The organism is Shinella curvata (genome assembly GCF_022899935.1).
Taxonomy (GTDB): domain Bacteria; phylum Pseudomonadota; class Alphaproteobacteria; order Rhizobiales; family Rhizobiaceae; genus Shinella; species Shinella curvata.
On the sequence record NZ_JALJCJ010000009.1, the window covers coordinates 126,568 to 148,584 of the forward strand.

19 protein-coding genes and 3 pseudogenes are annotated in these 22,017 nt (G+C 59.1%); 8 read left to right on the forward strand and 14 right to left on the reverse strand.

The window, feature by feature from the left end:
• Positions 1–7: 7 nt before the first annotated feature.
• The 3 genes from MUU55_RS26895 to MUU55_RS26905 all read right to left on the reverse strand — a co-directional run bounded on the left by MUU55_RS26895 (position 8) and on the right by MUU55_RS26905 (position 1,975).
• On the reverse strand, positions 8–1,081 hold the full coding sequence (locus MUU55_RS26895) for a catalase family protein (RefSeq protein WP_244763849.1): 1,074 nt from the start codon (positions 1,079–1,081) through the stop codon (positions 8–10).
• 175 nt (positions 1,082–1,256) lie between these two features.
• Positions 1,257–1,736, reverse strand: a complete 480-nt coding sequence (locus MUU55_RS26900) for a cupin (RefSeq protein WP_244763894.1) — start codon at positions 1,734–1,736, stop codon at positions 1,257–1,259.
• A gap of 8 nt (positions 1,737–1,744) precedes the next feature.
• Positions 1,745–1,975, reverse strand: a complete 231-nt coding sequence (locus MUU55_RS26905; RefSeq protein ID WP_244763850.1) for a hypothetical protein — start codon at positions 1,973–1,975, stop codon at positions 1,745–1,747.
• A 129-nt stretch (positions 1,976–2,104) separates the two neighbouring features.
• Here MUU55_RS26905 and MUU55_RS26910 point away from each other — a divergent pair, with 129 nt between their 5' ends.
• From MUU55_RS26910 to MUU55_RS26930, 7 genes and pseudogenes are all read left to right on the forward strand, one after another.
• Complete coding sequence (locus tag MUU55_RS26910) at positions 2,105–5,647, forward strand: PAS domain-containing protein (protein ID WP_244763851.1); 3,543 nt, start codon at positions 2,105–2,107, stop codon at positions 5,645–5,647.
• Positions 5,648–5,762: 115 nt separating this feature from the next.
• A pseudogene (locus MUU55_RS29470) lies at positions 5,763–5,897 on the forward strand (GFA family protein); the annotation flags it as partial.
• A gap of 86 nt (positions 5,898–5,983) precedes the next feature.
• Positions 5,984–6,163 (forward strand): annotated as a pseudogene (locus tag MUU55_RS29430) (GFA family protein); the annotation flags it as partial.
• A 98-nt stretch (positions 6,164–6,261) separates the two neighbouring features.
• Complete coding sequence (locus MUU55_RS26915) at positions 6,262–6,744, forward strand: pyridoxamine 5'-phosphate oxidase family protein (RefSeq protein ID WP_244763852.1); 483 nt, start codon at positions 6,262–6,264, stop codon at positions 6,742–6,744.
• A gap of 88 nt (positions 6,745–6,832) precedes the next feature.
• Positions 6,833–7,435 (forward strand): DedA family protein, encoded by a 603-nt coding sequence (locus MUU55_RS26920; RefSeq protein WP_244763853.1) that lies wholly within the window; start codon positions 6,833–6,835, stop codon positions 7,433–7,435.
• Between the two features lie 17 nt (positions 7,436–7,452).
• Positions 7,453–7,910 (forward strand): annotated as a pseudogene (locus tag MUU55_RS26925) (MgtC/SapB family protein).
• A gap of 79 nt (positions 7,911–7,989) precedes the next feature.
• Positions 7,990–9,207 carry an FAD-dependent monooxygenase gene (locus tag MUU55_RS26930; RefSeq protein ID WP_244763854.1) on the forward strand — a complete coding sequence of 406 codons (1,218 nt, stop codon included), beginning with the start codon at positions 7,990–7,992 and terminating at the stop codon, positions 9,205–9,207.
• 217 nt (positions 9,208–9,424) lie between these two features.
• Here MUU55_RS26930 and MUU55_RS26935 read toward each other — a convergent pair whose 3' ends face one another.
• From MUU55_RS26935 to MUU55_RS26975, 9 genes are all read right to left on the reverse strand, one after another.
• Positions 9,425–10,942: a sensor histidine kinase gene (locus MUU55_RS26935; RefSeq protein ID WP_244763855.1), complete on the reverse strand. Its 1,518-nt coding sequence runs from the start codon at positions 10,940–10,942 to the stop codon at positions 9,425–9,427.
• A gap of 12 nt (positions 10,943–10,954) precedes the next feature.
• Positions 10,955–11,584 carry a chemotaxis protein CheC gene (locus MUU55_RS26940; RefSeq protein WP_244763856.1) on the reverse strand — a complete coding sequence of 210 codons (630 nt, stop codon included), beginning with the start codon at positions 11,582–11,584 and terminating at the stop codon, positions 10,955–10,957.
• Entirely contained in the window at positions 11,581–11,964 is a 384-nt protein-coding gene (locus MUU55_RS26945; RefSeq protein ID WP_244763857.1) for a response regulator, read from the reverse strand. Before MUU55_RS26945 ends, MUU55_RS26940 begins: the two co-directional genes overlap by 4 nt.
• A 62-nt stretch (positions 11,965–12,026) precedes the next feature.
• Positions 12,027–12,308, reverse strand: a complete 282-nt coding sequence (locus MUU55_RS26950) for a hypothetical protein (RefSeq protein WP_244763858.1) — start codon at positions 12,306–12,308, stop codon at positions 12,027–12,029.
• The gene (locus tag MUU55_RS26955; protein WP_244763859.1) at positions 12,305–14,266 is read right to left on the reverse strand and encodes a chemotaxis protein CheA; all 1,962 of its coding nucleotides are present in this window, start codon (positions 14,264–14,266) and stop codon (positions 12,305–12,307) included. The genes MUU55_RS26950 and MUU55_RS26955 overlap by 4 nt, the downstream gene beginning before the upstream one ends.
• Complete coding sequence (locus MUU55_RS26960) at positions 14,267–15,133, reverse strand: CheR family methyltransferase (protein ID WP_244763860.1); 867 nt, start codon at positions 15,131–15,133, stop codon at positions 14,267–14,269.
• Positions 15,133–16,218, reverse strand: a complete 1,086-nt coding sequence (gene cheB, locus MUU55_RS26965) for a chemotaxis-specific protein-glutamate methyltransferase CheB (protein ID WP_244763861.1) — start codon at positions 16,216–16,218, stop codon at positions 15,133–15,135. Before cheB ends, MUU55_RS26960 begins: the two co-directional genes overlap by 1 nt.
• Positions 16,215–17,633, reverse strand: coding sequence for a chemotaxis protein CheW (locus tag MUU55_RS26970; RefSeq protein WP_244763862.1), 1,419 nt, complete (start codon positions 17,631–17,633; stop codon positions 16,215–16,217). Before MUU55_RS26970 ends, cheB begins: the two co-directional genes overlap by 4 nt.
• Before the next feature lie 4 nt (positions 17,634–17,637).
• Entirely contained in the window at positions 17,638–19,569 is a 1,932-nt protein-coding gene (locus MUU55_RS26975; protein WP_244763863.1) for a methyl-accepting chemotaxis protein, read from the reverse strand.
• A 212-nt stretch (positions 19,570–19,781) separates the two neighbouring features.
• On the opposite strand from MUU55_RS26975, the gene MUU55_RS26980 reads away from it, so the two are divergent.
• Entirely contained in the window at positions 19,782–20,198 is a 417-nt protein-coding gene (locus MUU55_RS26980; RefSeq protein WP_280519141.1) for a response regulator, read from the forward strand.
• 60 nt (positions 20,199–20,258) lie between these two features.
• On the opposite strand, the gene MUU55_RS26985 is transcribed toward MUU55_RS26980, so the two are convergent.
• Positions 20,259–21,385, reverse strand: a protein-coding gene (locus tag MUU55_RS26985) for an IS3 family transposase (RefSeq protein WP_244763865.1) whose coding sequence is annotated in 2 segments (ribosomal slippage) — positions 20,259–21,160 and positions 21,160–21,385 — 1,128 coding nt in all. Because the reading frame shifts where the segments join, the coding sequence is not laid out codon by codon here.
• Between the two features lie 247 nt (positions 21,386–21,632).
• Positions 21,633–22,004 carry a response regulator gene (locus tag MUU55_RS26990; protein ID WP_244763866.1) on the reverse strand — a complete coding sequence of 124 codons (372 nt, stop codon included), beginning with the start codon at positions 22,002–22,004 and terminating at the stop codon, positions 21,633–21,635.
• Positions 22,005–22,017 lie beyond the last annotated feature (13 nt).

The window sequence follows — 22,017 nt, forward strand, 5'->3', positions numbered from 1 at the left end:
CCTCCACTCAGCGCGGCTCGTGGATCGGACAGCGGTTGAATGTCTGCCGGAACTCGGCGGAATGCTCGTAAGGCAGTTTGCGGGCACGGTTGATGTTGCCGAGGGGCTGATGGGCGGCCAGGCCCGTCCAGACGCTGAAACGCATCTGCTCGTCGACCCTGGCGACCTTTTCGTCGCTCCAGCTGTCCTGCGGCCCGGCGCTGACGATTGCGACGGTGGCAAAAGGCGCCTCGTTCTCCTCCCACTCGACGGTCGGGTCCTCGATCGGCTGGTCTTCGAGGTTGCGACAGAACTGAACCTGGAATTCCCACTCACCCCGGATGTCCCGCATCTCGGCCTGCACCGTCTCGCGGATGGCATCGTCGCTGACGCTGGTGTCGATCTCGCGGCCCGTCAGTTCCGTCAGACCGACCGATACGGGCTTGAGCCGAAACTTGGCGACATAGTTTCCATATCGGAACGGCGTGACGCTGAAATAGGTCTCACCAAGCGGATCGATGTTCGGCGCGCCTCCCAGTGACTGTACAGCCGGGCTCGATAAGCCGACCGCCTCCAGGCCCTTGTTGACGGTTTGAAGAACGCTCGACAGAACTTCTTTTGTGCCTTCCATCCGGTCGGTCGTCTTTGCGAGCATTTTCAGGCTGCCGAGAAATTTTTCCGCGTTCGGCGCTTGGAAGACAGGCCCGTTGACCATCACGAAGTCTTGCGTCGAGCCGTCCGCACCGGCCAGCCTCGGCCCCTCGACACCCACGACTTTCATTGCGAGCCCGCGCGGCAGAGCGATCGTGTCGGGGAGAATGTCGCCGGCATTGGTCGACATCCGCATATAGACCTCGTAGCTACCGGCACGCGAGAACAATCCTTGAGCGAGCTCTTCCGGCAGGCCATCCTTTACGGTCATCGTGCCGTTCAGGATGCCGTGCGCCTTTGCATGAACGGATCGCACAGCATGGCCATAGTCATTTGCGGTCCGCTTCAAAATGACGTCGAACGCATCGTTGAGACCGGACACGATATCCTGCTCGTTCGGCTTTATATCTTCGAGCTCGGGAGAATAGCGAACCGGATTGGCTGCCGACATATGGGTGCTCCGTAGCGGGGAAAGGACATAAGCAGACAAACGCCCGCGCTATCGCTTCGTTCCGTGACAGAGCGCTGCCAGGTCCCTCGGTGCAAGAGCGGGTGATAGAGAAAGACATGCAGCGAGATGCGACAGGGAAACACGGTCGCCGCATCACAGAAGGGACGTGACCTCGTCAGTGCCATATCTGAAGCAGGGGACCATCATGCCCGTGAACCGGATCGGCTTTCGGGAGAGATACCGAGGCAATCCGGGCAAGCATCCCGTCTGTGGCTGCCGATGTCTGTATGTCCGCGTGCTGACCCGGCGGGTAGGCACCCACAACTTTGAAGTCGGACGAACAGGCAAGATTTCGGTGGCCGGTTCCGGCCGGAAGGATCAGGCAATCGCTGCGGCCAACATCAAATTTACGGCCCCCGGGGCCCCCGATCAGCAACGTGGCGGTTCCGCTCGCAACGCCCAGAACCTCATGTGCTCCGGTATGATAATGCTGGTAGTCGAAGACGCCGTCGGTCCAGATACCCGTCCAGCCGTTCCCGGCGAAAACGGTCGCAAAATCACCGGGGAGATCAAGTCTCTGGTAAAAGACCACGGGGAGGCGTGGATTATTCGGCACCCAACCGCTTGCCTCGAAGGTAATCTCCTCAACATGCATCGACATCTTCACTCGGCATTCGACACGTCTGCGTCATCATTGAGTGATGGCAGAAAGGTCTCGACATCTCGTCGCTCGCGATCAGACAGGGTGGCGATTTTTTCTTTCCAAAACTTTTCGGCTTCCACTGGATCGCCTTCCCAGTCCCGGGAAGACCCAATGTTGTCGTCGATCACGGCAACGCGGCGTCCCCCAAGCCGGCGGTATTCGTCTGCAAGTGTCTTGGATGCGTTTTCCATGGACTTCTCAAGCCTCGCATTATCGTCAACCAAAAACGAACCCCGTGGCCGTTCGTTCCGCATGTCGCTTGCCGATGATAATTCATCGCTTTACGAAAGACGGCAGAACAAGAACGAGACGAGACGCGCGTGACCAATTCTAACGATCCGAGCCGAAAGATCACCGACAGCCTTAGCGCAGCCCAGGCGGCCGGCGGTATCGGTACGTTTGTTATCGACGTTCAGACCGACATGATCTCGGCGACACCGGAATTCTCCAGTCTCTATGGTCTCGACCATCTGGAAAACCGTCCCGCGACAGATTTCGAGGCGGTCGTCTTGTCCGACGATGAGCATTTCATGTCTCACCCCGATAACCGTAAAGCGGGAGATGCGGCAACCGAGGTTGAGTATCGCATTCGCAAGGCGGGTAGCGGCGAAGTCCGATGGATTGCTCGCAAGGGGGAATTTGAACGTGATGCTGACGGCAACCCGGTTCGGTTTATCGGTGTCGCCCGCGACGTAACTGCCAGAAGGACTTCGGAGAACAGTCTTCGAAAGGCGCAGCAGAAGCTCGCACTGGCGCTTGATGCGACAGGGGTTGGGACGTTTGACTATGATCTCGTAAACGATGTCCTTGAGTGGGACGAGAGATGCCGCGAGCTGTTCGGTTTACCGCCGGACGCCGCAGTATCGTACGAGGCGTTTCTGATGGGCTTGCACTCCGAGGACCGTGAAAAGATCGATCTCGCCGTGAAGGCGGCTGTCAGCGCCGATGGGGACGGGGAGTACGACGTCACTTACCGGACGGTTGGCGTTGTCGATGGGACGGTGCGCTGGGTCGCGGCAAAAGGCCGTACGTTCTTCGAACACGGAAAGGCAGTACGCTTCATTGGGACCGTGCGCGACGTCACGAAGGCGCGAGAAGAGGAACTCGCGCATCGCCATACGGAAGAGCGGTATCGACTTGCCAGCCGCGCGACCAACGATGCAATCTGGGATTGGGATTTCTCTTCCAACTACGTCCTATGGAATGAAGCCCTCACCGCCGCATATGGGCACCCGCTGGAAGAGGTCGAACCAACGGGGCAATGGTGGATCGAGCATATCCACCCAGAAGATCGTGCCCGGATCGACACATCCATTCATGCGGCCATTGACGGCGCCAGCACCGACTGGGCCGATGAATACCGGTTTCGTCGGCGTGACGGATCCTACGCGCCTGTTTTGGACAGGGGACACATCATCCGTGATGAGGGCGGCAAGCCGCTGCGCATGATCGGCGCCATGCTTGACCTGACGAAGGCGCACGATGCTGAAGTGGCGCTGCGCGAAAGCGAGTTGCGCTATCGCAGCCTCTTCTCCTCGCTCGATGAAGGCCTTTGCATTATCGAGTTTCGGGACGGACCTCATGGCCCCCTAAGTGACTATGTCCATCTGGAATACAACGAGGCCTATCAGCGGCAGGCCGGTGTCTCCGGAATAATCGGCAAGACAGTAAGGGAAACATTTCCGCAGGAGGCCGGCAAGTGGATCGACTTTTATCGGCCAGTCCTAGAGACGGGGCAGCCGCGTCGGCTCGAGCTTGCATTCGATGAGACGGGCAAGATTCTTGATGTCGGTGCGTTTCGCGTAGAGCCGGCGACACGCCGGCAGATCGCCGTCGTGTGCCAGGACGTGACCGCACGCCGAAAAGCCGAGATTGCTCTACAGGAGATGAACGAGACCCTCGAGCGCCGCGTGGCCGAGAGGACTGCTGATCGTGATCGCATGTGGCGGCTGTCAACGGACATCATGCTTGTCGCGGAACTGAATGCGAAGATCACCGCGGTCAATCCTGCTTGGTCCATAGTTTTTGGATGGGAGGAAAGCGATCTGGTCGGTCGATCCTTCCTCGACCTCATTCACCCGGACGACAAGGACGCTACGCTCGCCGAGGTCGCAAAGCTTGGCCAGGGCGTCACGACGTTCTCGTTCGAGAACCGGTATCAGGGGCGGGACGGAAGCTACCGGACGATTTCCTGGACAGCCGTTCCCGACGAAAGCTTCATTCATGCTGTCGGGCGTGACGTAACCGAGGAACGGCACGCTGCTGTCGTCTTGAGGCAGACTGAGGCTGCGCTGCAGCAGGCCCAAAAGATGGAAGCGATCGGTAACCTGACGGGCGGTGTGGCTCATGATTTCAACAACCTCCTTCAGGTGGTTGCCGGCAACCTCCAGCTTCTCGCCCGGGATCTGAATGGGAATGACCAGGCGCAACGTCGTGTCTCGAATGCGCTGGCGGGTGTGGATCGCGGGGCGAAACTCGCGTCGCAGCTCTTGGCCTTCGGCCGCCGTCAGGCTCTCGATCCGCGCGTCCTGAATATTGGTCGATTAGTGCGCGGAATGGACGAGATGTTGCGCAGGACAATCGGCGAGGGGGTCGAGGTCGAAACGATCGTCTCCGGCGGCCTGTGGAACACACTGGTCGATCCGATGCAGATCGAGAACGCGATCCTCAATCTGGCAATCAATGCGCGCGACGCGATGGATGGGTTCGGTAAGCTCACCATTGAGGTCGGCAATGCCTATATCGACGATGCGTATGCACGGCTTCATCAGGAGGTCGAGCCCGGCCAGTATGTCGCTCTCTCGGTAACGGACACGGGGACTGGCATGCCGCCTGAGCTGATCGAAAAGGTTTTCGAGCCATTCTTCTCCACCAAGGCGGAAGGGAAGGGGACGGGTCTCGGTCTTTCCATGGTTTACGGTTTCGTCAAGCAGACCGGCGGACATGTTAAAATTTACAGCGAAGTCGGCCAGGGCACCACGATCAGGATGTATCTGCCTCGATCAACCGGCCAGGAGGATCTTCAAGTCACGATCTCGGACGGGCCCGTCGAAGGTGGCCCGGAGACCATTCTCGTTGCCGAAGACGACGAGGGCGTTCGTGCGACTGTCGTCGAAATTCTTCAGGAACTGGGCTACCGCGTCCTGAAGGCCCCGGATGCCAGCGCTGCCCTGACCATACTGGAAAGCGGCATGCCGATCGACATGTTGTTCACCGATGTGGTGATGCCCGGACCGTTGAAGAGCGCAGAACTCGCTCGCAAGGCAAAGGAGCGGCTTCCCAACATCGCCGTCCTGTTCACCTCAGGTTACACCGAAAATTCTATCGTCCATGGTGGACGACTTGATCCCGGTGTTCAGCTCCTTTCAAAACCTTATACCCGGGAAGCTCTGGCAAGAAAGATCCGCCACCTTCTGAACAATGAAATGCAGACGGTAATCTCGGGTGAGTGGGCAGGAAGCAAAGACGATCGCAGCCGTGACGATGCCGGCGATGCCGCGGGGGACTCGGTTGGAAACCAGCGTGTGCTGCTGGTGGAAGACAATGCTCTCATCCGCATGTCCGATGCGGATATGGTCGCTGATCTGGGATACACCGTGTTGGAGGCTGAGTCGGCCGAAGAGGCACTGCTGATCCTGGAAAAGGACGGCGTCGATATTCTCGTGACCGACCTCGGACTTCCCGGCCTGTCCGGCGAGGAGCTTGCTTGGGAGGTGCGACGCCGCTGGCCGCATATCGGAATCGTGTTTTCAACCGGCATGAATGAGGCGCCGTCATTGGACAGCGGGCCTAAAGCCGTGCTGCTGCGAAAGCCGCATGGCCCCGACGAGCTGAAAGCCGCCCTTGAGGCCGTTTCGCTGTAGACGTAATTGGTGAGCGCGATGCTCGGCATTGTGCTTTCTCGTCGCCGCCGCTTTCTTTGCTGACGCCGATCACTCAGCCGAGGTGCGTGACGCGGCCGCGAAAAGCAGGAGCGACATGAGAAAAGTGAGCTGTCGATGCGGCGCTTTGAGTGTCTTCTGCGAAGAGGAGCCGCTTCGGGTTTTGGTTTGCCATTGTCTTGAATGTCAACGGCGGACAGGGAGTGCCTTCGGCGTTCAGGCAAGGTTCCGTGAACCTTTGTGTCCCTGGAAGGCGAGCATAGGGATTTCGAGCATGTCGGCGACAGCGGCTAATGGGCGCGCTACCTCTTCTGCCCGACCTGCGGGTCGACCATCGCTTACAGGAACGAGGATGCGCCAGGCGTCGTTACCGTGCTTGCTGGCGCTTTCGCAGATCCTGACTTCCCCGTGCCCGAGCGATCCATCTTCGAACGTAGCCAGCACCATTGGGTGCAGATCGACGGAGCTGGTGTCCAGCACCTGCCGGACGGCCAATAGGAAGAACGATTGAGACTAGTGGCGTATAGATCGCGTTCCTCTTGGAACCAGAGCTTCTCGTCGGCCGTTTTTTCACTCTTAACAAAGGAGCGAAATCGATGTCGACAAACGAAGATGACAACGGCAAGGTGTGGGATTTGGCCGAGAAGATCGGCTTTTGCATGCTGACGACGCAGGCCGGTATGGATTTGAAGGCGCGTCCGATGTCAGCGTATGCTGAGAGGATCGACAACGCATTCTATTTCCTGACCGACGTGGCGAGCCACAAGGACGACGAGATATCCCGCCATCCGAATGTCTGCCTGGCCTTTGCCGATTCCAAAGGCCAGAAATACGTTTCGATCTCCGGGACGGCTGAGGTCCAGAACGATCGGGAGAAAATACGCGATCTCTGGGCAACGCCCGCCAAGGCGTGGTGGGATGATGCCGACGATCCGTCGATCCGGATATTGAAAGTCACGCCGTCGTCGGCGGAGTACTGGGATAGCCCTGGCACGATGCTGAGCTACATCAAGATGGCGGCCGCCGCGGTGACCAGCGCAAAGCCCGACATGGGCGATAATGCCAAGGTCCAGATGTAGTTCAAATTCCAGATTGCGGGCTCGGTAAGCCCGCAACTGGGCCGCCGGCATCCAAGCGCTGGCGCCCCAGGAAATTCCGAAAGCCACCATGGAAGCCTTTGTTCAATCGATCATGCAAAAGCTCGGTCCATTCGGTATCGCGCTTCTGATGTTTTTGGAAAACATCTTTCCGCCGATACCCTCGGAACTGATCATGCCACTTGCCGGGTATCTTTCTACGCAAGGCGACATGAACATCCTCATTGTCATCGGCGCAGGGACGATCGGTTCTCTGATCGGAACCTTGCCCTGGTATTACCTTGGCCGGCGGCTTGGGCATGACGGCGTCCGGAGGCTCGCCGAACGCCACGGTCGCTGGCTGACGATGCATCCATCCGATGTCGATGCCGCGACCGACAGATTCAAACGGCATGGCACCTCATCGGTTCTCGTCGGCCGGCTGATCCCGACAGTGCGGACGCTGATCTCGGTTCCCGCCGGCGTCGCCCGCATGCCGCTTGGGACATTCCTGATATTTTCGACCATCGGCACACTCGCCTGGACTGCGGCGTTGGCACTTGCCGGCTATCTTCTCGGTCAGGCTTATTCCGTTGTTTCCGACTATGTCGATCCGATCTCGACCGCAGTGCTGGTCATTCTCGTTGCTGCCTATATCTACCGCGTCTGGACATTCGAGGAGGTGCGCGATTGAACGACTGGCTGGTCTCCATGGGGGTGGAGCTCAACATCATCCCACATCTGGTCGCCTTGCTCGCCGCTTATGTCCTCGCTCTACCCATTGGCTGGGATCGTGAACAGAACGAGCGCAGCGCGGGGCTGCGCACGTTCCCGCTTGTCGCCATCGCCTCCTGCGGATTTATCCAGGCGACTGAGACGATTACCGTGGCAATGCGGAAGCGACAGCCCGGATCGTCGAGGGATTGATCAACGGCGTTGGCTTTATCGGTGGCGGAGCAATTCTTGTCGGTAAGCTCGGCACACGGGGCACGGCGACAGCCGCCAGCATTTGGGCGACAGGCGCGATTGGCGTCGCTGTCGGCCTCGGCGCCTACGACACCGCGATCGTGCTTTCAATAGTTACCTTTGCCACACTTCGGATAATGACCAATTTCAAGTCCTCGAAGAACGAGCAGCACACTTCGCAGAGTGACAATAAGAACGACTGACTACGTGCAACCGAAATGGGCGGAACAAGCCTGACTCAATTCCGGTTCAACTGCCGCATCGAACGAGGACACCTGATATATGGTCGCTGAACCCGCAAGAAAACGTGTCCTGGTCGCCGGGGCGAGTATTGCCGGCACTTCGGCTGCGTGGTGGCTCCAACGCCGCGGCTTTGATGTGACCGTGGTCGAACGGCATCCGGGGTTCCGCGATGGCGGCCAGAACATCGATGTTAGGGGCGCCGGCCGTAAAGTTCTTGCCAAAATGGGCCTTGAGCAGGCGGTGAAAGACAATGGCACCGGCGAGGCCGGTATTCGTTTTGTCGACGAGCACGACAACGAAATCGCTGAGTTCGACGTTGAGGAACTCGGCCCGGAAGGGCCGACCGCTGAGCTTGAAATCCTTCGCGGCGATTTGGCCCGCATTCTATATGAGGCCTGCGGAGATGATGTGAGCTTCCGGTTCGGCGACGTCATCAAGGCTATCGAAGATGGGGCAGACGCCGCGAGCGTGATATTCGAAAGCGGGGCTCGAGAAGACTTCGATCTTGTTATTGTCGCTGAAGGTGTTGGCTCTTCTACGCGGGAACTGGTGTTTCAAGGGGAAAACGAGCCGCGCTGGCTAGACGTGACGATGGGTTACTTCACAATCCCGAAAGGCCAGAGCGATGATGACCATTGCCGCATTTACACGGCTGGCGAGGGGCGGAGTATCTGGCTGAGGCCGGACAACAAGGGCACCACCCGCGCGATACTGGTTGTCCAGAAGGAAGCGGACGGTGAAGATGAGCTTTCACCGGAACGGCAGAAAGCGTTCCTGGTCGATCTTTTCCGCGATGCGTGCTGGGAGGCCCCGCGCGTGTTGGCCGGCTTGGAGACAACGAACGATCTCTATTTCGACGTCTTGCGACAGGTCAAAATGGATCGCTGGTCGAGCGGCCGCGTCGTTTTGACCGGCGATGCAGCTTGGTGTGCCACCCCCATCGCAGGGATCGGCACGACACTCGCCATCGTCGGTGCTTACGTGCTGGCTGGCGAACTGTCGCAGGGGCCATCACTCCAGCATGCATTAAAACGGTATGATGAGATCATGCGTCCGTTCGTGGAGAAGGGGCAGGGTGTGCCAAAGGTCGCGCCGAAAATGCTTCAGCCGCAAACCCGTTTCGGAGTTGCGCTTCAGCACGCGGTTCTACGGGTAGCCGCAGCACCAGGGATAAAGCAGATCGCAACGAAGCTGTTCATATCGGGTGCTGACGAGATTGAACTTCCGGATTACGCAAGTGTTTATCCAAGAAACTAAAAAATGCACACCCATCAGAAGTTTACGTTTTCCTCTATGGACGCCGAAGGTTCGATTCCGTTTTAAGACCATGGTGTTTCGTAAGAAGTCTCCCGGGTGGTTCACATTCATGGAAGCTCTTGCGCCGAGCTTGCAGATAGCGATCCCGGCATTCCTCAAGAGCATGAAATCAAAAAGGTTGTACAATTGCGGCCGGATCGTCCGAGATCGTCGGATTTCATTGGCAGTCTAAAGGCATTCGGAAGATAAAGGATGTCGACGCGTCGTCGGACGTTGCGTTGAGGGTTCCACCATGCGCCTTTGCAATTTCGCTCGCGATATAAAGCCCGAGCCCGAGCCCTTGCTTGCGCGAGTTTTCTTCTCCGCGAGAAAATGGCTGAAACAGCCGCTTCATGATGGCCTCCGGGATCCTCGTGCCGCCGTTGCGTATTTCGAGCTCGAACAGATCGCCTTCCGTCTTGGCGGAAAGCGTGATGGGCTTATCGCTTGCGCCATGCGTGATGGCATTCCCGAGGAGATTGGAAACCATTTGCTCCAACCTAGCGTGGTCCACATTAACAGGCCGATGCACATCAAAGTCAGTTGCGATAAGCCGCTCAGGATGCGCGACCAGTATTTCGTTGACGATTCTTGCGAGGAGCGGTTCGACGCGACCACCCTTCGTTATATTGAGGGAAATACCGTCTCCAAGACGCCCGCGAGCGAGATCCAGCAGATCGTCTATCAGGCTGCTCATGCGCTGTACGCTTCCGCCCATAAGGCGCAAGACCCGTGTCGTACGCTGGTCGGTCGCGTCTTTTGAAATCACCCGCAAACCGGCCGACATGGACGCGAGCGGGTTCCGCAGGTCGTGGCCGAGCACAGCAATGAACTGCTCCCGTTCGTGCGCTATTCCGGCTAGCTCGTCGTTGGCTTGTTGCAATTTGTCGCGCACCTGCCTGGCGTCGGTGACGTCGTACACGACCCCGACGTAGCGCTGGCCTGCAGAATCAACGTCATCGACGTATTCGCCGCGACGCGTTAACCATCGCTCCTGATTGTTATCGGCGCGTCTTATTCGAAATTCACGGCTGCTGACGTCCTGGTGGTCATCGGGAAAGCTAAGATCGATTATCCTTCTATCGTCGGGATGAATGAGTTCATTCAAGGTGGCAACCGGAATCACCCGAGCGGGGTGAAGCCCGAACAAACGGCAGAATTGTTCTGAGACGGTGATCGTCGCCCATCCCACCCTGTGCTCGAACGTGCCGATACCTCCAGCAGTCTGAGCAACACGAAGCTCCTCGGTGATCCGCTTTTGTTCCGTAACGTCGACCAGATTACCGACGAACATCGTCGGGTTGCCATCCTCATCGAATATCGCGCGGCCATTGGCGTGGACCCACCTGTACCCGCCATCGTCTTTCAACAGCCTGTAGTCTTTGGAGAAAATCTCAGAGCCCGCCATGATCCCTGCAACGGCAAGCTTTACCCGCTTCAGGTCATCAGGATGGATCGAGTTGAAGAAGCAGTTTGTCGATGTACCGTCTGTAAGTGCGACAGCATCCTGCCTCGTGATTGCCGCGAACCGAGCATCAGCCACCAGCCGGTCGCGTCGAATATCCCATTCCCAGGCACACGGCGCTCCGGCGACATCGAGAGCGAGTTCCAGTTGCCGGCGCGCGACGACGATATCATCTCGCATGCGCTCAAGCTCGGACTGGCCGCTACCGCCAGGTTTTTTGATGATCGACAACGATTTCCCCGTTCACGCCATTACCCGATCGATGAAATCCGCGATAAGTTTCTTAAGCTTCTCCAGAGACGGAAGGTCCATCAGCATCGCGATGTACCCGCGAATTTGTCGGTCCTGGACGGAAAAGTTGATGTAGAGAAACAACACGAAGCTTTGGTCGCTGGTGTTGTCAAGGACATCGAACAAAATGGTACTGTTTCCCCGGCGAACGCCGGGTAACGACATCTTCAGCGTATGCTGCAGCATGTTCGCCATCGAGCCAAGACAACCATTCAGGATGACGTTGCCGGTCTCCGCAAGTGCTTCTTCTTCCATATCGGCAAGGTCGGCTTCGCCCATCTCGTCGCCGACAATGGCACGAACGAGGGAGAGCCCGTTGCTTTCAGGAAAGATGAGAAGCGCGCGGCCGGAAAAAGGGCCTTCGAATTGTTGGTGGACGGCGATGAGACCTTCGTTTTCCCGTTGACCAATCAGAGAGGCTGCAGATTTCCGAGTGACAATCTCGACAGACGGAACAGACAGGATGACCTGCTTGTTGACCATTTTACGCAAACTTGCCGCCGCACGGCTGACGCCGATGTTAACGAGCTCGGTCAGTGCATCACGTTCAAGATCGTCGAGCGTTAGTGTAGCATCGCTCATAGACCGGCGGTCCTAAGCCGGAGCGCTGCACCGAAAATGAAGCCGCTTAGAGCCTCTTCGGTAACTGGCTTGGCTACGAAGGTGCCGTTCAACGCCCGGACAGCGGCAATGATTTCGTCCTGAACGTTTGCTGTGATGACGGCAATCGGCATGTTCGGATGCAAAGCGCGAAGTTCTTTTGCCAACTCAAGACCATCCTTGTCCGGCATATTGAAGTCCAGTACTGCGACATCAATATGCCGAGAGCCTACAATTTCCAGGGCATCGGCGGCGTTTCCTGCCTCAACGCGTGTCCAGTCAGGCTGCAATGCCGCAATCGCCTTGCCAGCCACGATCCGGGCTAATTTGCTGTCGTCCACCATGAGGACAGTGACTGCCATTCGATGCTCCATCATTTCGCAGGCTTTGTAAGCCAGAGATACCTATCTGTACGAGGCCGCGCCTAGCTCCGCAAGTTTGCCGCCGTGGCTTTCGAGCCTTGCTTCAAAAAATCAAGCAGGCAAGGCAATAGGTCGGCGGCCGCTGAAGGTGATACGGGAAAACCCGAGACCGTTGGCATAAATACCATGAGCGTTTGCCATAGCGCTGTGTGAATTTCAGTCGCTGCCGCCACATCAACAACGGCCTCCGGATGACTGCTGAGATAGCTGACGAGTGCCTCCGCTTCGTCGATACCGCATTTTCCAGAGAGGACGACGACGCCATCACTAAAGCTCATCGTCATTGCACCAGCTCCTCCATGTTCAGCACAAGCAAGACCTTTCCATCCCCGAGCAGCGTCGTCCCTGCAATCCCGGGCACGCCCTGCAGCAGCCCGGCCAGCGGCCGGGTCAATGTCTCGGCGCGCTCGGCAATTGAATCGACGGCGACGCCGATCTGGTCTCCCCCGGCCTGCACGATCAGCACCTTGAAATCGCTGGAATGCGCGCTCGACGATTGCATCTGCAGGAGTTCGCCGAGATGCAGCAGGGGTATTGTCCGGTTGCGCAGCACGAAGGCCTTCCCCGCCCGGACGGATTGAACGGCGCTCGCCGGCAGCTTTTGTGTCTCGATGACATCCGAAATGGGGATGCCATAACGCTCGTCGCCGACCTGAACGACCATCAATTGCGTCATCGAAAAGCTGACCGGCAGCTTCAGGACGAAGGACGTGCCCATTCCGACGGTGCTTTGCAGCTCGAGCGTCCCACCAAGCCCTTTGAGGGAGCTCTGGACGGCATCAAGCCCTACCCCACGGCCGGACAGGTCGGAGACAGAGGATGTGGTGGAAAAGCCGGGCGCGAAGACGAATTGCAGAATGTCCCGGTCGGAGAGAGCTGATGCCTGGCCCTTGGATATCAGGCCGCGATCGATCGCTGTCGCCCGGACCCGCTGCGGATCCATGCCGCGGCCATCGTCGGCCACTTCGATCTCGATCTGGTCGCCACGCTGCCGGGCGCGCAACAGGAGGCGACCCCGCGCGGGCTTGGACTGCTGCAGCCGGTCGGCTTCCGGCTCGATGCCGTGGTCGAGACCGTTTCGAATGAGATGCAGCAAGGGTTCGAACAGGTTCTCGATGATTTCCCTGTCGGCTTCGACAGACTCGCCCTCGATGATCAGGTCGAGCGCTTTGCCGAGCCTTGCCGATGTTTCCCGCACCAGCCGCGGAAAACGGCGGAATGTGTGTTCGAGCGGGATCATCCGCGCCTGGGTGACGGCGCTATAGAGCGAGGCGACCAGACGCTCGATCTCGTGGTGGTTGGCGAGGATGCGTCTCGCGAGCTGGCCATTGCCATGGCTGCGCGCTTCATCCGCCAGCGGCACGAGGCCGTTCTTGGCGGTGATCAGCTCGCCGGCGATCTCCACCAGCTTGTCGATGCGCGCGGAATCGACCCGCATGGTTGTCGACTGACGATCCGTGGGGCGGTCTGCCGATACATCCGGCTGAGCGGACGTCTGCTCAAGAGGTCCTCCGGGCAAGGTGAAAAGCTTGACCTGATCGGGGATCAACCGGAACACGCCTTCCGCTTCGGCCAGCGAACCGCCCGAAACGGCCTCGATCAGCAGATTGCAACGGAACGGATCGTAATCCTGCGGCGCCGGCAGCGGCTCCCTGAGCGAAAGGGCCAGATGCCTGAGGTCCGAAAGCCGCGATATCGTCGCCAGCGGATCGTCACCGTTGAAGAAACATTCGGGATGCGGCTCGTAACGGATGGCGATCACGGTTGCTGCCGCATCCGCTAGGGGAACCTGTTGTTGTAGGGACAGCGCCCAATCCGGAATTGCCGTGGGCGCAAGGGCAGTCTCCCCGGCGTCGCGCTCGGTCATTTCGCCGTTCACCAGCCTCAGAAGCCTCGGAGCCTGCTTTTCCTGCGCTTCAGACAGACGACCGGTCTCGGAAATGCCTTCGATACTGCTATCGACCCATTCAATCACCGCAAGAAGCGGATCGATCAGCGTTGCGTCCACGACAATCTTGCCGGCGCGCGCCTGCGACAGCAGATCCTCGGCCTGATGCAATATTTTGAGCATCGGGCCGAAATCGAAAAGGCCGACCGAGCCCTTCAGCGTATGGATCGCCCGAAAGGCGCTTTCCAGCCTTTTGCGTTTCTGTGGATCGGCCTCCAGCGACAGCAGATCTTCCGAAGCTTGCTGGACCAGTTCTCGCGCCTCGATGGCGAATTGGGCGATCAATTCATCCATTCATTTGTCTCCCGCCTCTCGATAGACGATGGCGTCGGGAAAGCGGACCGGCTCAAAGGTCTCCGAAATGCGCGACATGGATTCCGTATGGCCGAGGCAGATATAGCCGCGGGGATAAAGTAGTTCATGAATATTGCGCGCGGCGATTTCGCGCGCCGCCTCATCGAAATAGATCAGCAGGTTTCGGCAGAATATCACATCGAAACGCCCGAGTGCCGCAAGGCTTGGCCGATCGACGATATTGCCCTTGGCAAAGGTGACGGATTCCCGCAAATCGCCGATCAGCCGACGTTGCTGATCCTTTTCGGGTTCGAAATACCGGTCAAGGATATCTTTCGGGATCTTCGAAAGCGACCGCTGCCCGTAATAGCCGTCCACCGCCTGCCGCAGGATGGCGGTGTCGATATCCGAACCGGTGATCTCGATATTATAGGCATCCACCAGCGGCCAGTTCTCGAGCAGCCAGATGGCGATCGAATAGGGCTCCTCGCCGCTTGAACAGGGCATGGACCAGATGCGTATACGATCGCCCGGCCCTTTCGCTTTGATCACATCTGGCAGGATGGAATTGCTGAGGCAGGCAAGCTGGTGCTGCTCGCGATAGAAGTAGGTTTCGTTGACGGTGAAGCTATTGATCAGCAACTCGGTCTCGCGCAGGTCGCCGCGCAGGATGGAAATGTAGTTCCTGGCCGACTGGGCCTTACGCTGGCTGATCAGGTCGGTGACGCGGCGCTCGATATAATAACGCTTGGTCTCTCCGAACACCATGCCGCTGCGCTGGTAGATGATGGCGCAGATTTCCTCGAGATCGGCGCCCGAAAGCGGGTCGGCACCAAAATTTCCCGAATTGGCCGGAGGGATCACCATCAGCAGACCCGATCCAGCAGTGCGGACCCTATGTCTTCGACGCGTCTGATCTCGCTCGCGCCATTGAGGCGCACCAGCTCTCCCGGCATGCCCCAGACGACCGACGTCTCCTCGGATTCGGCAATCGTGTAGCCACCGGCGGCGTGTAGATCGGCCATGGCGGCGGCCCCGTCATTTCCCATGCCGGTCATCAGGATTCCGACGAGATCGGTTGCCGGCACATGTTTCATCGCCGAGCGTACCATCCGGTCGACGCTCGGATGCCACCGATAGGCCTGGTCGCTCGGAGCCGCCATTGCCACCAGCGACCCGGCACGCGAGGAGATGACGATATCCGCATCCCCCTTGGCGATATAGATATTGCCCGGCTCCAGCTTCGTCTGCTGACTGACCTCGCTGACGGTCAAGGCGCAGATCTTGTCCAGCCGCCGGGCCAAGGGGCCGGTAAACGAGGCCGGCATGTGCTGCGCCACGACCACCGGCCAGCCGAAGCCGGCGGGTAATTGGGCAAGCACAGCATCGAGTGCCGGCGGGCCGCCGGTCGATGTGCCGATCAGCACGAGGCCGGATCGGCTTGAATCCCGACCCCGTTGTTGAGAGGTGAGACCACGGCCGCGAGACGGAATTGTCGATTGCGATGGAATAACCTGCGTCAGCCGAACGCGCTCGGCAAGCCGCCGGCTGCGCCGGATCCGTACCGTCGCGGCCATCCGAACCTTTTCGACGAGACGCGGGGCAAGTTCATCGATCGATAGCGAAATCGCGCCGCCGGGCTTGGCGATGAAATCGACCGCGCCGATCTCCAGCGCCGCCAAGGTCTCCTCCGCGCCCTCCTCCGTCAGCGACGATACCATCACCACCGGGCACGGATGTTCCAGCATGATGCGATCGAGACAGGCGAGCCCATCCATCAGCGGCATATGGATATCGAGGGTCACCACGTCGGGCTGGAAGCTCGAAATGACCTTCAGGGCTTCAGCGCCGTCGCGGGCGAATGCGATCCCGAAATCCCCTTCGGCAGTGAAGATCTGGCCAAGCAGTTTCCGCATCAGCGCGGAATCCTCGACAATGAGAAGACGGATCACGGACCGGCCACCGCCGTCTTGTCGTCAGCGATCGCCGCCACGATATCTCGTTCCGCCCGGCTCAGAAGCTCCTGCGGATCGATGAGCAGGATCATCCTGCCGTCGGTTTCGATATGGGCGATGCGATCGAAGACGTCCGTCCGATCGGAGGAGAATTCAGGCGCCGCCGACAATGCGGCCGAGGAAACGGCCTTTACTTCCGATACGCCATCCACCACGAAACCGGCCTGCAACGTGCCGAGCGTCACGATGATGGCGCGCGCCTTGGCCGTCTGCGCCTGGGCCGGCGTGTCGAAACGGGTGCGCTGGTCGATCAGCGGAATGGCCTTGCCGCGCAGATTGATGACGCCCATCACGAAGGCCGGCGCGCCGGGCATGCGGGTGATCTCGTTCGGAACCCTGACGACCTCGCCGACCGATCCGATCGGCAGGCCGTAATTTTCGTCGCCGAGCTGGAAGATCAGGAACTGTTCGAACGTGTCCTGCCTCTCACGCGTCGTTCCCATCGGTTTGGCTCCTGTATTCTGGCCGATCGCCTGGGTGACGGCATGGTGGCCGAACAGTTTTTCCGGCGACAGGATGGAGATCAGCAGTCCGCCATCGGCAATCCGGCCGATCGCCTCGATCTGCGCATCGCCGCGCCCGCGCTGCAAAACGACTGGGACCGTATCGATGGCATCCTCGGGAAGACGGCGAATGACATCCATGCCATCCACGACCACACCCACAAGATCACCCCCGTGCTCAACGACAATGATGCGGGAGCCCTCGCCCGCCGAATGCGCGCCTTCGAGGCCGAGAAGCGATGCCAGCGACACCACGGGCAGAACACTGTTGCGCATCGGAATGAGCCCGACCACTGCCGACGCGGCATTCGGAATGACCGCGATATCGCCGGTTAGCGTCGCGACCTCGCGGATATCGTCGAGCGGCAGGCCATAGAGCTGCCCGGCGACGCGAAACGATAGCAAGGCGATGAGTTGAGCGCTCACCTCCACCTCTTTACCACGGTCGCCATGGGCGGTCCGTTCAGACGGCGCGCGCCTCGTCACCTTGAACGCGGCATCCAGCAGGCCATTCAGATCCTGAGGCGGTGCGGCCGTTGCATCGGCCGAAAGCCGCAGCACGTCATCGACGAGAAGACCCACGGCGCCACCGTGGTCGTAAACGATGATCTTGCCGTCCCGGCGCGCACTATGGCTGCCGTTCAAAACCTTGCCCATCGACAGGACCGGAACCGGCTTGCCGCGAAGATTGGCAATGCCGGCTAGCGCCTCGGGCCCATGCGGCACCCGGGTGATATGCGGCACCTTCACGACCTCCAACACAAGGCGCGCATCGATCTCGTGGCTCTGCTCTCCGACCCGAAATACCAGCCGCCGATCGACATCCGCCGGGGAGGATGACCCTACCATGGCGTCAGTTTCCGGACATCTGGAGTTCGTCCGCCAGCGATGCGATTTCCTCGACCGCCGCCGCCAGATCTTCCGCCCCGCGGGATTGCTGCCTCGCCGCGGTTGCGGCCTGCCCGGAGGCGGCGCTCGCCTCCTGCGCCACAGAGGCAATCTGTTGCGTTCCGGCCTGAACCTGCTTGGCGGCGACCAGGATCGCCTGCGTCGCATCGAGGATCGATGCGTTGCCGCGCACCGTCAGGTCCACATTGGCTTCCGCCGCGACCAGTCGGTCGACGATCTGCTTGTTCTTGGCGATCTCGGCCTCGGAGGCGACGCCGATCATTTCGAGTTCCCGCTCCACGGCAGCAATCTGCACCTGGATCTGCCGCACGATATCCTTGATGCCATCGATGTTCTCGGCGGCATCCTGGGCGAGTTTGCGGATATCCGTCGAGACGATCGCAAATCCGCGCCCTGCCTCGCCAGCCCTTGACGCCTCCACCGAACCGCTAACCGCCAGCATGCTGGTCTGCACTGCGACGAGTACGATCCGGTCCACGGTGCGCTCGATCTGAAAACCGATCTCGCCGAGCGAATTCAGTTCCTTCAAGGCATTGCGCGTTTCGCTCAGCGCGTCGGAAGCGCCGACTGCAATACCGCTCAAACCTGCCTTGTTTCTGGCAAGGAACGTCTTGATCTCCTCGGCCCGCTGGCTCGCCTGCTCGGCGCTCTCCTGCGTCTGGGAAGCGCTCTTTTCGATCTGAGTCATGGCCGCATTGGCCTGCTGCGTGGCAGCCGCCTGTGCTTCGGCCCCACGGCTGATCTGCTCGATCGCGATCAGAATTTCGCCTGCCGCCCCGGAAAGCTCCTGAACCGTTGCGGACAGCTCCTCTGCAGCCGAACTCAGTTCCTCGGTTCGTGACGCCCGACTGCCTTCGGTCATCAGGTCGTCGGCAAGCGTTGCCAGCGACCGTGCTGTCTGCTGGCTCTCTTCAAGGGCTGCGCTTTGTTGCTGGACCGCACGCTGTGCTTCTGCCGCAGCGGCCGACTGCTCTTCGGCCGCGGCCGCCACAGCTTCGGCACCCTTCTGCGCCTCCCGCGTGGCTCCTTCCGCCTCGACGGCAGCAATAAGGATCATCTGGCTATTTTGCGAAAGGGCTGAAAGGCCAGAGCGGATGTCTTGCAGTTCGGCGGCGACCCTGCGGCCCGTCAGCGTCTGTTCCTGCGCCTTGGAAGCCGCGGACTTGATACCGTCGGCAATGCGGCGAATGCCATCGACTATTGTCTCAGCATGTCGATTGACATCGCGAGAGCTTCGCTCCGCAATCTCCGCCAGCGATCGCACCTCGTCCGCAACCACCGCGAACCCTCGCCCTTCATCTCCGGCCCGCGCTGCCTCAATCGCGGCATTGAGCGCCAGAAGATTAGTCCGGTCCGCGATATCAGCCACCGCGGTGGTCGTCGTCCCGATACTTTCCGCCTGGGCCTGCAGCCTGTCGATGACCGCAACAGACGCGATCTGCCGTGAAGCATTAGCGTCGATCGCGGAAATGGAAGCATCGATCTGAGCGGCAGATTCAAATATCGAGGTCTGAGCTTCTTCCGTGCGCTGCCGCGCGGCTTCGGCCTGCGTCCGAGCGTCGGAAAACCGTGCCGCAAGATGGGTAGTGGCGGACAGAGACTGATGCGCCGCACCTGCCGCTTCTTCGGCGCCACTGGCGATCTGCTCCAGCGCCCGGCGCAACTCTTCCGCTGCCGCTGCCGCTTCCGCCACGCCGGTCGCGAGCTGTTCTGTCGCAGCACCAATACGCTCGGCCGCCTGTTGCTGTCGAACGCGGGAACGATCCTGCGATCGTCGGCTGATCAGTTTGGTATTTGGCTCTGCCACAGCTCCCTTCGGGTCGGCCTTCGGTGAATTTGCCTTTGCTCCCAACTGAGAAGTTTTCACCAGTGCCATGCGTTTCCAACCTCGTGAACTTGTGAGCTGAGCCTGCAACGCAAGGAGTTGCTCTTGATCATACAGTCTATGGCGCAACCAACGGAATAACGCAAACTGTTCGCCGTCAACCATGGAAATGAGCGATTGCGAATGTCGGGAACGAGGTGAGGTGAAATCGAGGTGAATTTTCGATCAGCGGGAACCAACGGCCTCCGAGTTGCTTCCCAACCATGGAAAACTCCGGATTCGTGAAGTTGCGTCCGCCTATCGCCCTTGTTGTTGACGATGAGCCCCTGATTTTGATGGATACGTCCGACATGATCAGCGATGAAGGTTATGCGGTACTTGAAGCATCGTCGGCCGATGAGGCTTTAGCATTCCTCGAGCGCCATTCGAGTCTACAGCTTCTGTTCACAGATGTTCAGATGCCTGGGCGACTCAATGGCCTTGACCTTGCTCGTCAAGTTGAAGAGCGATGGCCCCATATTCAGGTTATCGTCGCTTCTGGAGCGTGCCGTCCCGGACCGGATGATTTACCGAGCAACGTCAGTTTTATTGCAAAACCGATTTCCGCGGGGCTGGTGCGGGAAGTCTTACGCTTTCATCAGCGACAAAAATATCCCGAAAATCCTGATGACTCTGAGTGAGGCGGCCCGGGTCCGAGCGGTTAGGGTTGAATAGCCCCGAGTTTCGTAGACACCCTCGGGTTAGATTTTCTGCCGCGTCTCGAACTCGACGGGCGACAGCATTCCGTTTCTGACGTGCTTGCGTTTCGGGTTGTAGAACATCTCGATGTAGTCGAACACATCCTGGCGAGGTTCATCGCGTGAACGATAGACCCTGCGACGTATCCTCTCCCGCTTCAGAAGATTGAAGAAGCTCTCGGCCACCGCATTTTCATGGCAGTTGCCGCGTCCGCTCATCGAGTGAACCAGATTGTGGTGCTTGAGGAACGAGGCCCAGTCCATGCTGGTGAACTGCGAGCCTTGATCCGAATGAACCAGCACCTTGTCCTTCGGCTTTCGCCTCCACACCGCCATGAGCAAAGCCTGCAATACGACGTCCGTTGTCTGTCGGCTCTGCATCGCCCAGCCGATAACCCGACGGGAATAGAGGTCGATGACAACCGCAAGGTAAGCGAAGCCCTCGCAGGTTCGGATGTAGGTGATGTCCGTGACCCAGGCCTTGTCCGGAGCCGAGACGTCGAATTGCCGGTCGAGCGTGTTCTCGATAGCGACGGCAGGCCTGCCGCCATAGACGCCGGGACGGCGTTTGTAGCCGATCTGCGCCTTGATCCCGGCGAGACGCGTCAGACGCGCGAACCGGTTCGGGCAGCACATCTCGCCCTGATCGAGAAGGTCGTCGTGCAGCTTGCGATACCCGTAGACCTTGCCGCTCTCTTCCCATGCCTTCAGGAGCAGATCGGTCTGTCGCTTGTCCTCGTTGGCTCGCCTGCTCAGCGGGTTCTTCAGCCAAGCGTAAAATCCACTCGGCTGAACCCGCAGGAGACGGCACATCGTCCGCACCGAAAACTGCAAGCGATGCAGGGCAATGAACGCGTACTTCACTTTGCATCCCTGGCGAAATACGCGGCCGCTTTTTTTAAGATGTCTCGCTCCTCGGTGACGCGAGCCAGTTCCTTCTTCAGTCGCCTGATCTCCTCGGCCTCGTCGTTGCCTTTGGCGTTCGAGGCAGCAAACTTCTTCTTCCACTCATAAAGGGAATGCTGGCTAACGCCGAGGCGCTGAGAAACCTCCGCAACCGGATAGCCTCGTTCCGTGATCTGACGCACAGCGTCGCGCTTAAAATCTTCGCTGAAATTCGATTTGCTCATGATGTTCTTCCTGCCTCAAAATTAGGAAAGAAGGCATCTACAAATCTAGGGGCTATTCAATCCTTAGAAGCGCGGATAATTGAGTTATTCGGTAGTTTGGGGCCTAGAAGCGAAAGCCGTGACGTGTAGCCTGGTGAGCAGGATTGTGTGGATTGGCCTTTTGGAAGCTCAAAGCATCGGTAGCGCGGCGCTAAGTTGAGCTACGCTCTGGTGCGCCTTACTATCGGAAGTGTTAAGTCCGCTGACTTTAACCCGGTCGGCCCTCGCGCATCAGGTCCTCTGCAATACTCAGCAGCTTTTCCAGGGAATATGGCTTGTCGAGAACGACGTCGAATAGCGCCGGGTGAGCACGACCGATGGACGTCTGCGCACCGCTGACCAGTATGATCGGAAGATCGCTCTTCGCCGGTATGGCTCGGACGGCTGTTGCCAGCTCCAGCCCCGTCATTTTTGGCATCATGAAATCGGTTATCAAGAGGTCCACGGGATTACCCTGAATGTATTGGAGCGCTGCGTCGCCATTGCGATGTACGATCGCTTCGTGCCCGGCATCTTCCAGATACATGGCAAGCATATCAGCGATCAGAAACTCATCCTCGGCGATTACAATCATCGCCATCTTTGGACATCTC

Excerpts from the sequence above, each read along its gene's own strand:
- MUU55_RS26955 (WP_244763859.1), bottom strand. The coding sequence starts at position 14,266 with ATGGATGAATTGATCGCCCAATTCGCCATCGAGGCGCGAGAACTGGTC.
- MUU55_RS26980 (WP_280519141.1), top strand. The coding sequence starts at position 19,782 with ATGGAAAACTCCGGATTCGTGAAGTTGCGTCCGCCTATCGCCCTTGTT.
- MUU55_RS26895 (WP_244763849.1), bottom strand. The coding sequence starts at position 1,081 with ATGTCGGCAGCCAATCCGGTTCGCTATTCTCCCGAGCTCGAAGATATA.
- MUU55_RS26905 (WP_244763850.1), bottom strand. The coding sequence starts at position 1,975 with ATGGAAAACGCATCCAAGACACTTGCAGACGAATACCGCCGGCTTGGG.
- MUU55_RS26900 (WP_244763894.1), bottom strand. The coding sequence starts at position 1,736 with ATGCATGTTGAGGAGATTACCTTCGAGGCAAGCGGTTGGGTGCCGAAT.
- MUU55_RS26930 (WP_244763854.1), top strand. The coding sequence starts at position 7,990 with ATGGTCGCTGAACCCGCAAGAAAACGTGTCCTGGTCGCCGGGGCGAGT.
- MUU55_RS26970 (WP_244763862.1), bottom strand. The coding sequence starts at position 17,633 with ATGGTAGGGTCATCCTCCCCGGCGGATGTCGATCGGCGGCTGGTATTT.
- MUU55_RS26945 (WP_244763857.1), bottom strand. The coding sequence starts at position 11,964 with ATGGCAGTCACTGTCCTCATGGTGGACGACAGCAAATTAGCCCGGATC.
- MUU55_RS26950 (WP_244763858.1), bottom strand. The coding sequence starts at position 12,308 with ATGACGATGAGCTTTAGTGATGGCGTCGTCGTCCTCTCTGGAAAATGC.
- MUU55_RS26915 (WP_244763852.1), top strand. The coding sequence starts at position 6,262 with ATGTCGACAAACGAAGATGACAACGGCAAGGTGTGGGATTTGGCCGAG.
- MUU55_RS26960 (WP_244763860.1), bottom strand. The coding sequence starts at position 15,133 with ATGGTGATCCCTCCGGCCAATTCGGGAAATTTTGGTGCCGACCCGCTT.
- MUU55_RS26975 (WP_244763863.1), bottom strand. The coding sequence starts at position 19,569 with ATGGCACTGGTGAAAACTTCTCAGTTGGGAGCAAAGGCAAATTCACCG.
- MUU55_RS26990 (WP_244763866.1), bottom strand. The coding sequence starts at position 22,004 with ATGGCGATGATTGTAATCGCCGAGGATGAGTTTCTGATCGCTGATATG.
- MUU55_RS26920 (WP_244763853.1), top strand. The coding sequence starts at position 6,833 with ATGGAAGCCTTTGTTCAATCGATCATGCAAAAGCTCGGTCCATTCGGT.
- MUU55_RS26940 (WP_244763856.1), bottom strand. The coding sequence starts at position 11,584 with ATGAGCGATGCTACACTAACGCTCGACGATCTTGAACGTGATGCACTG.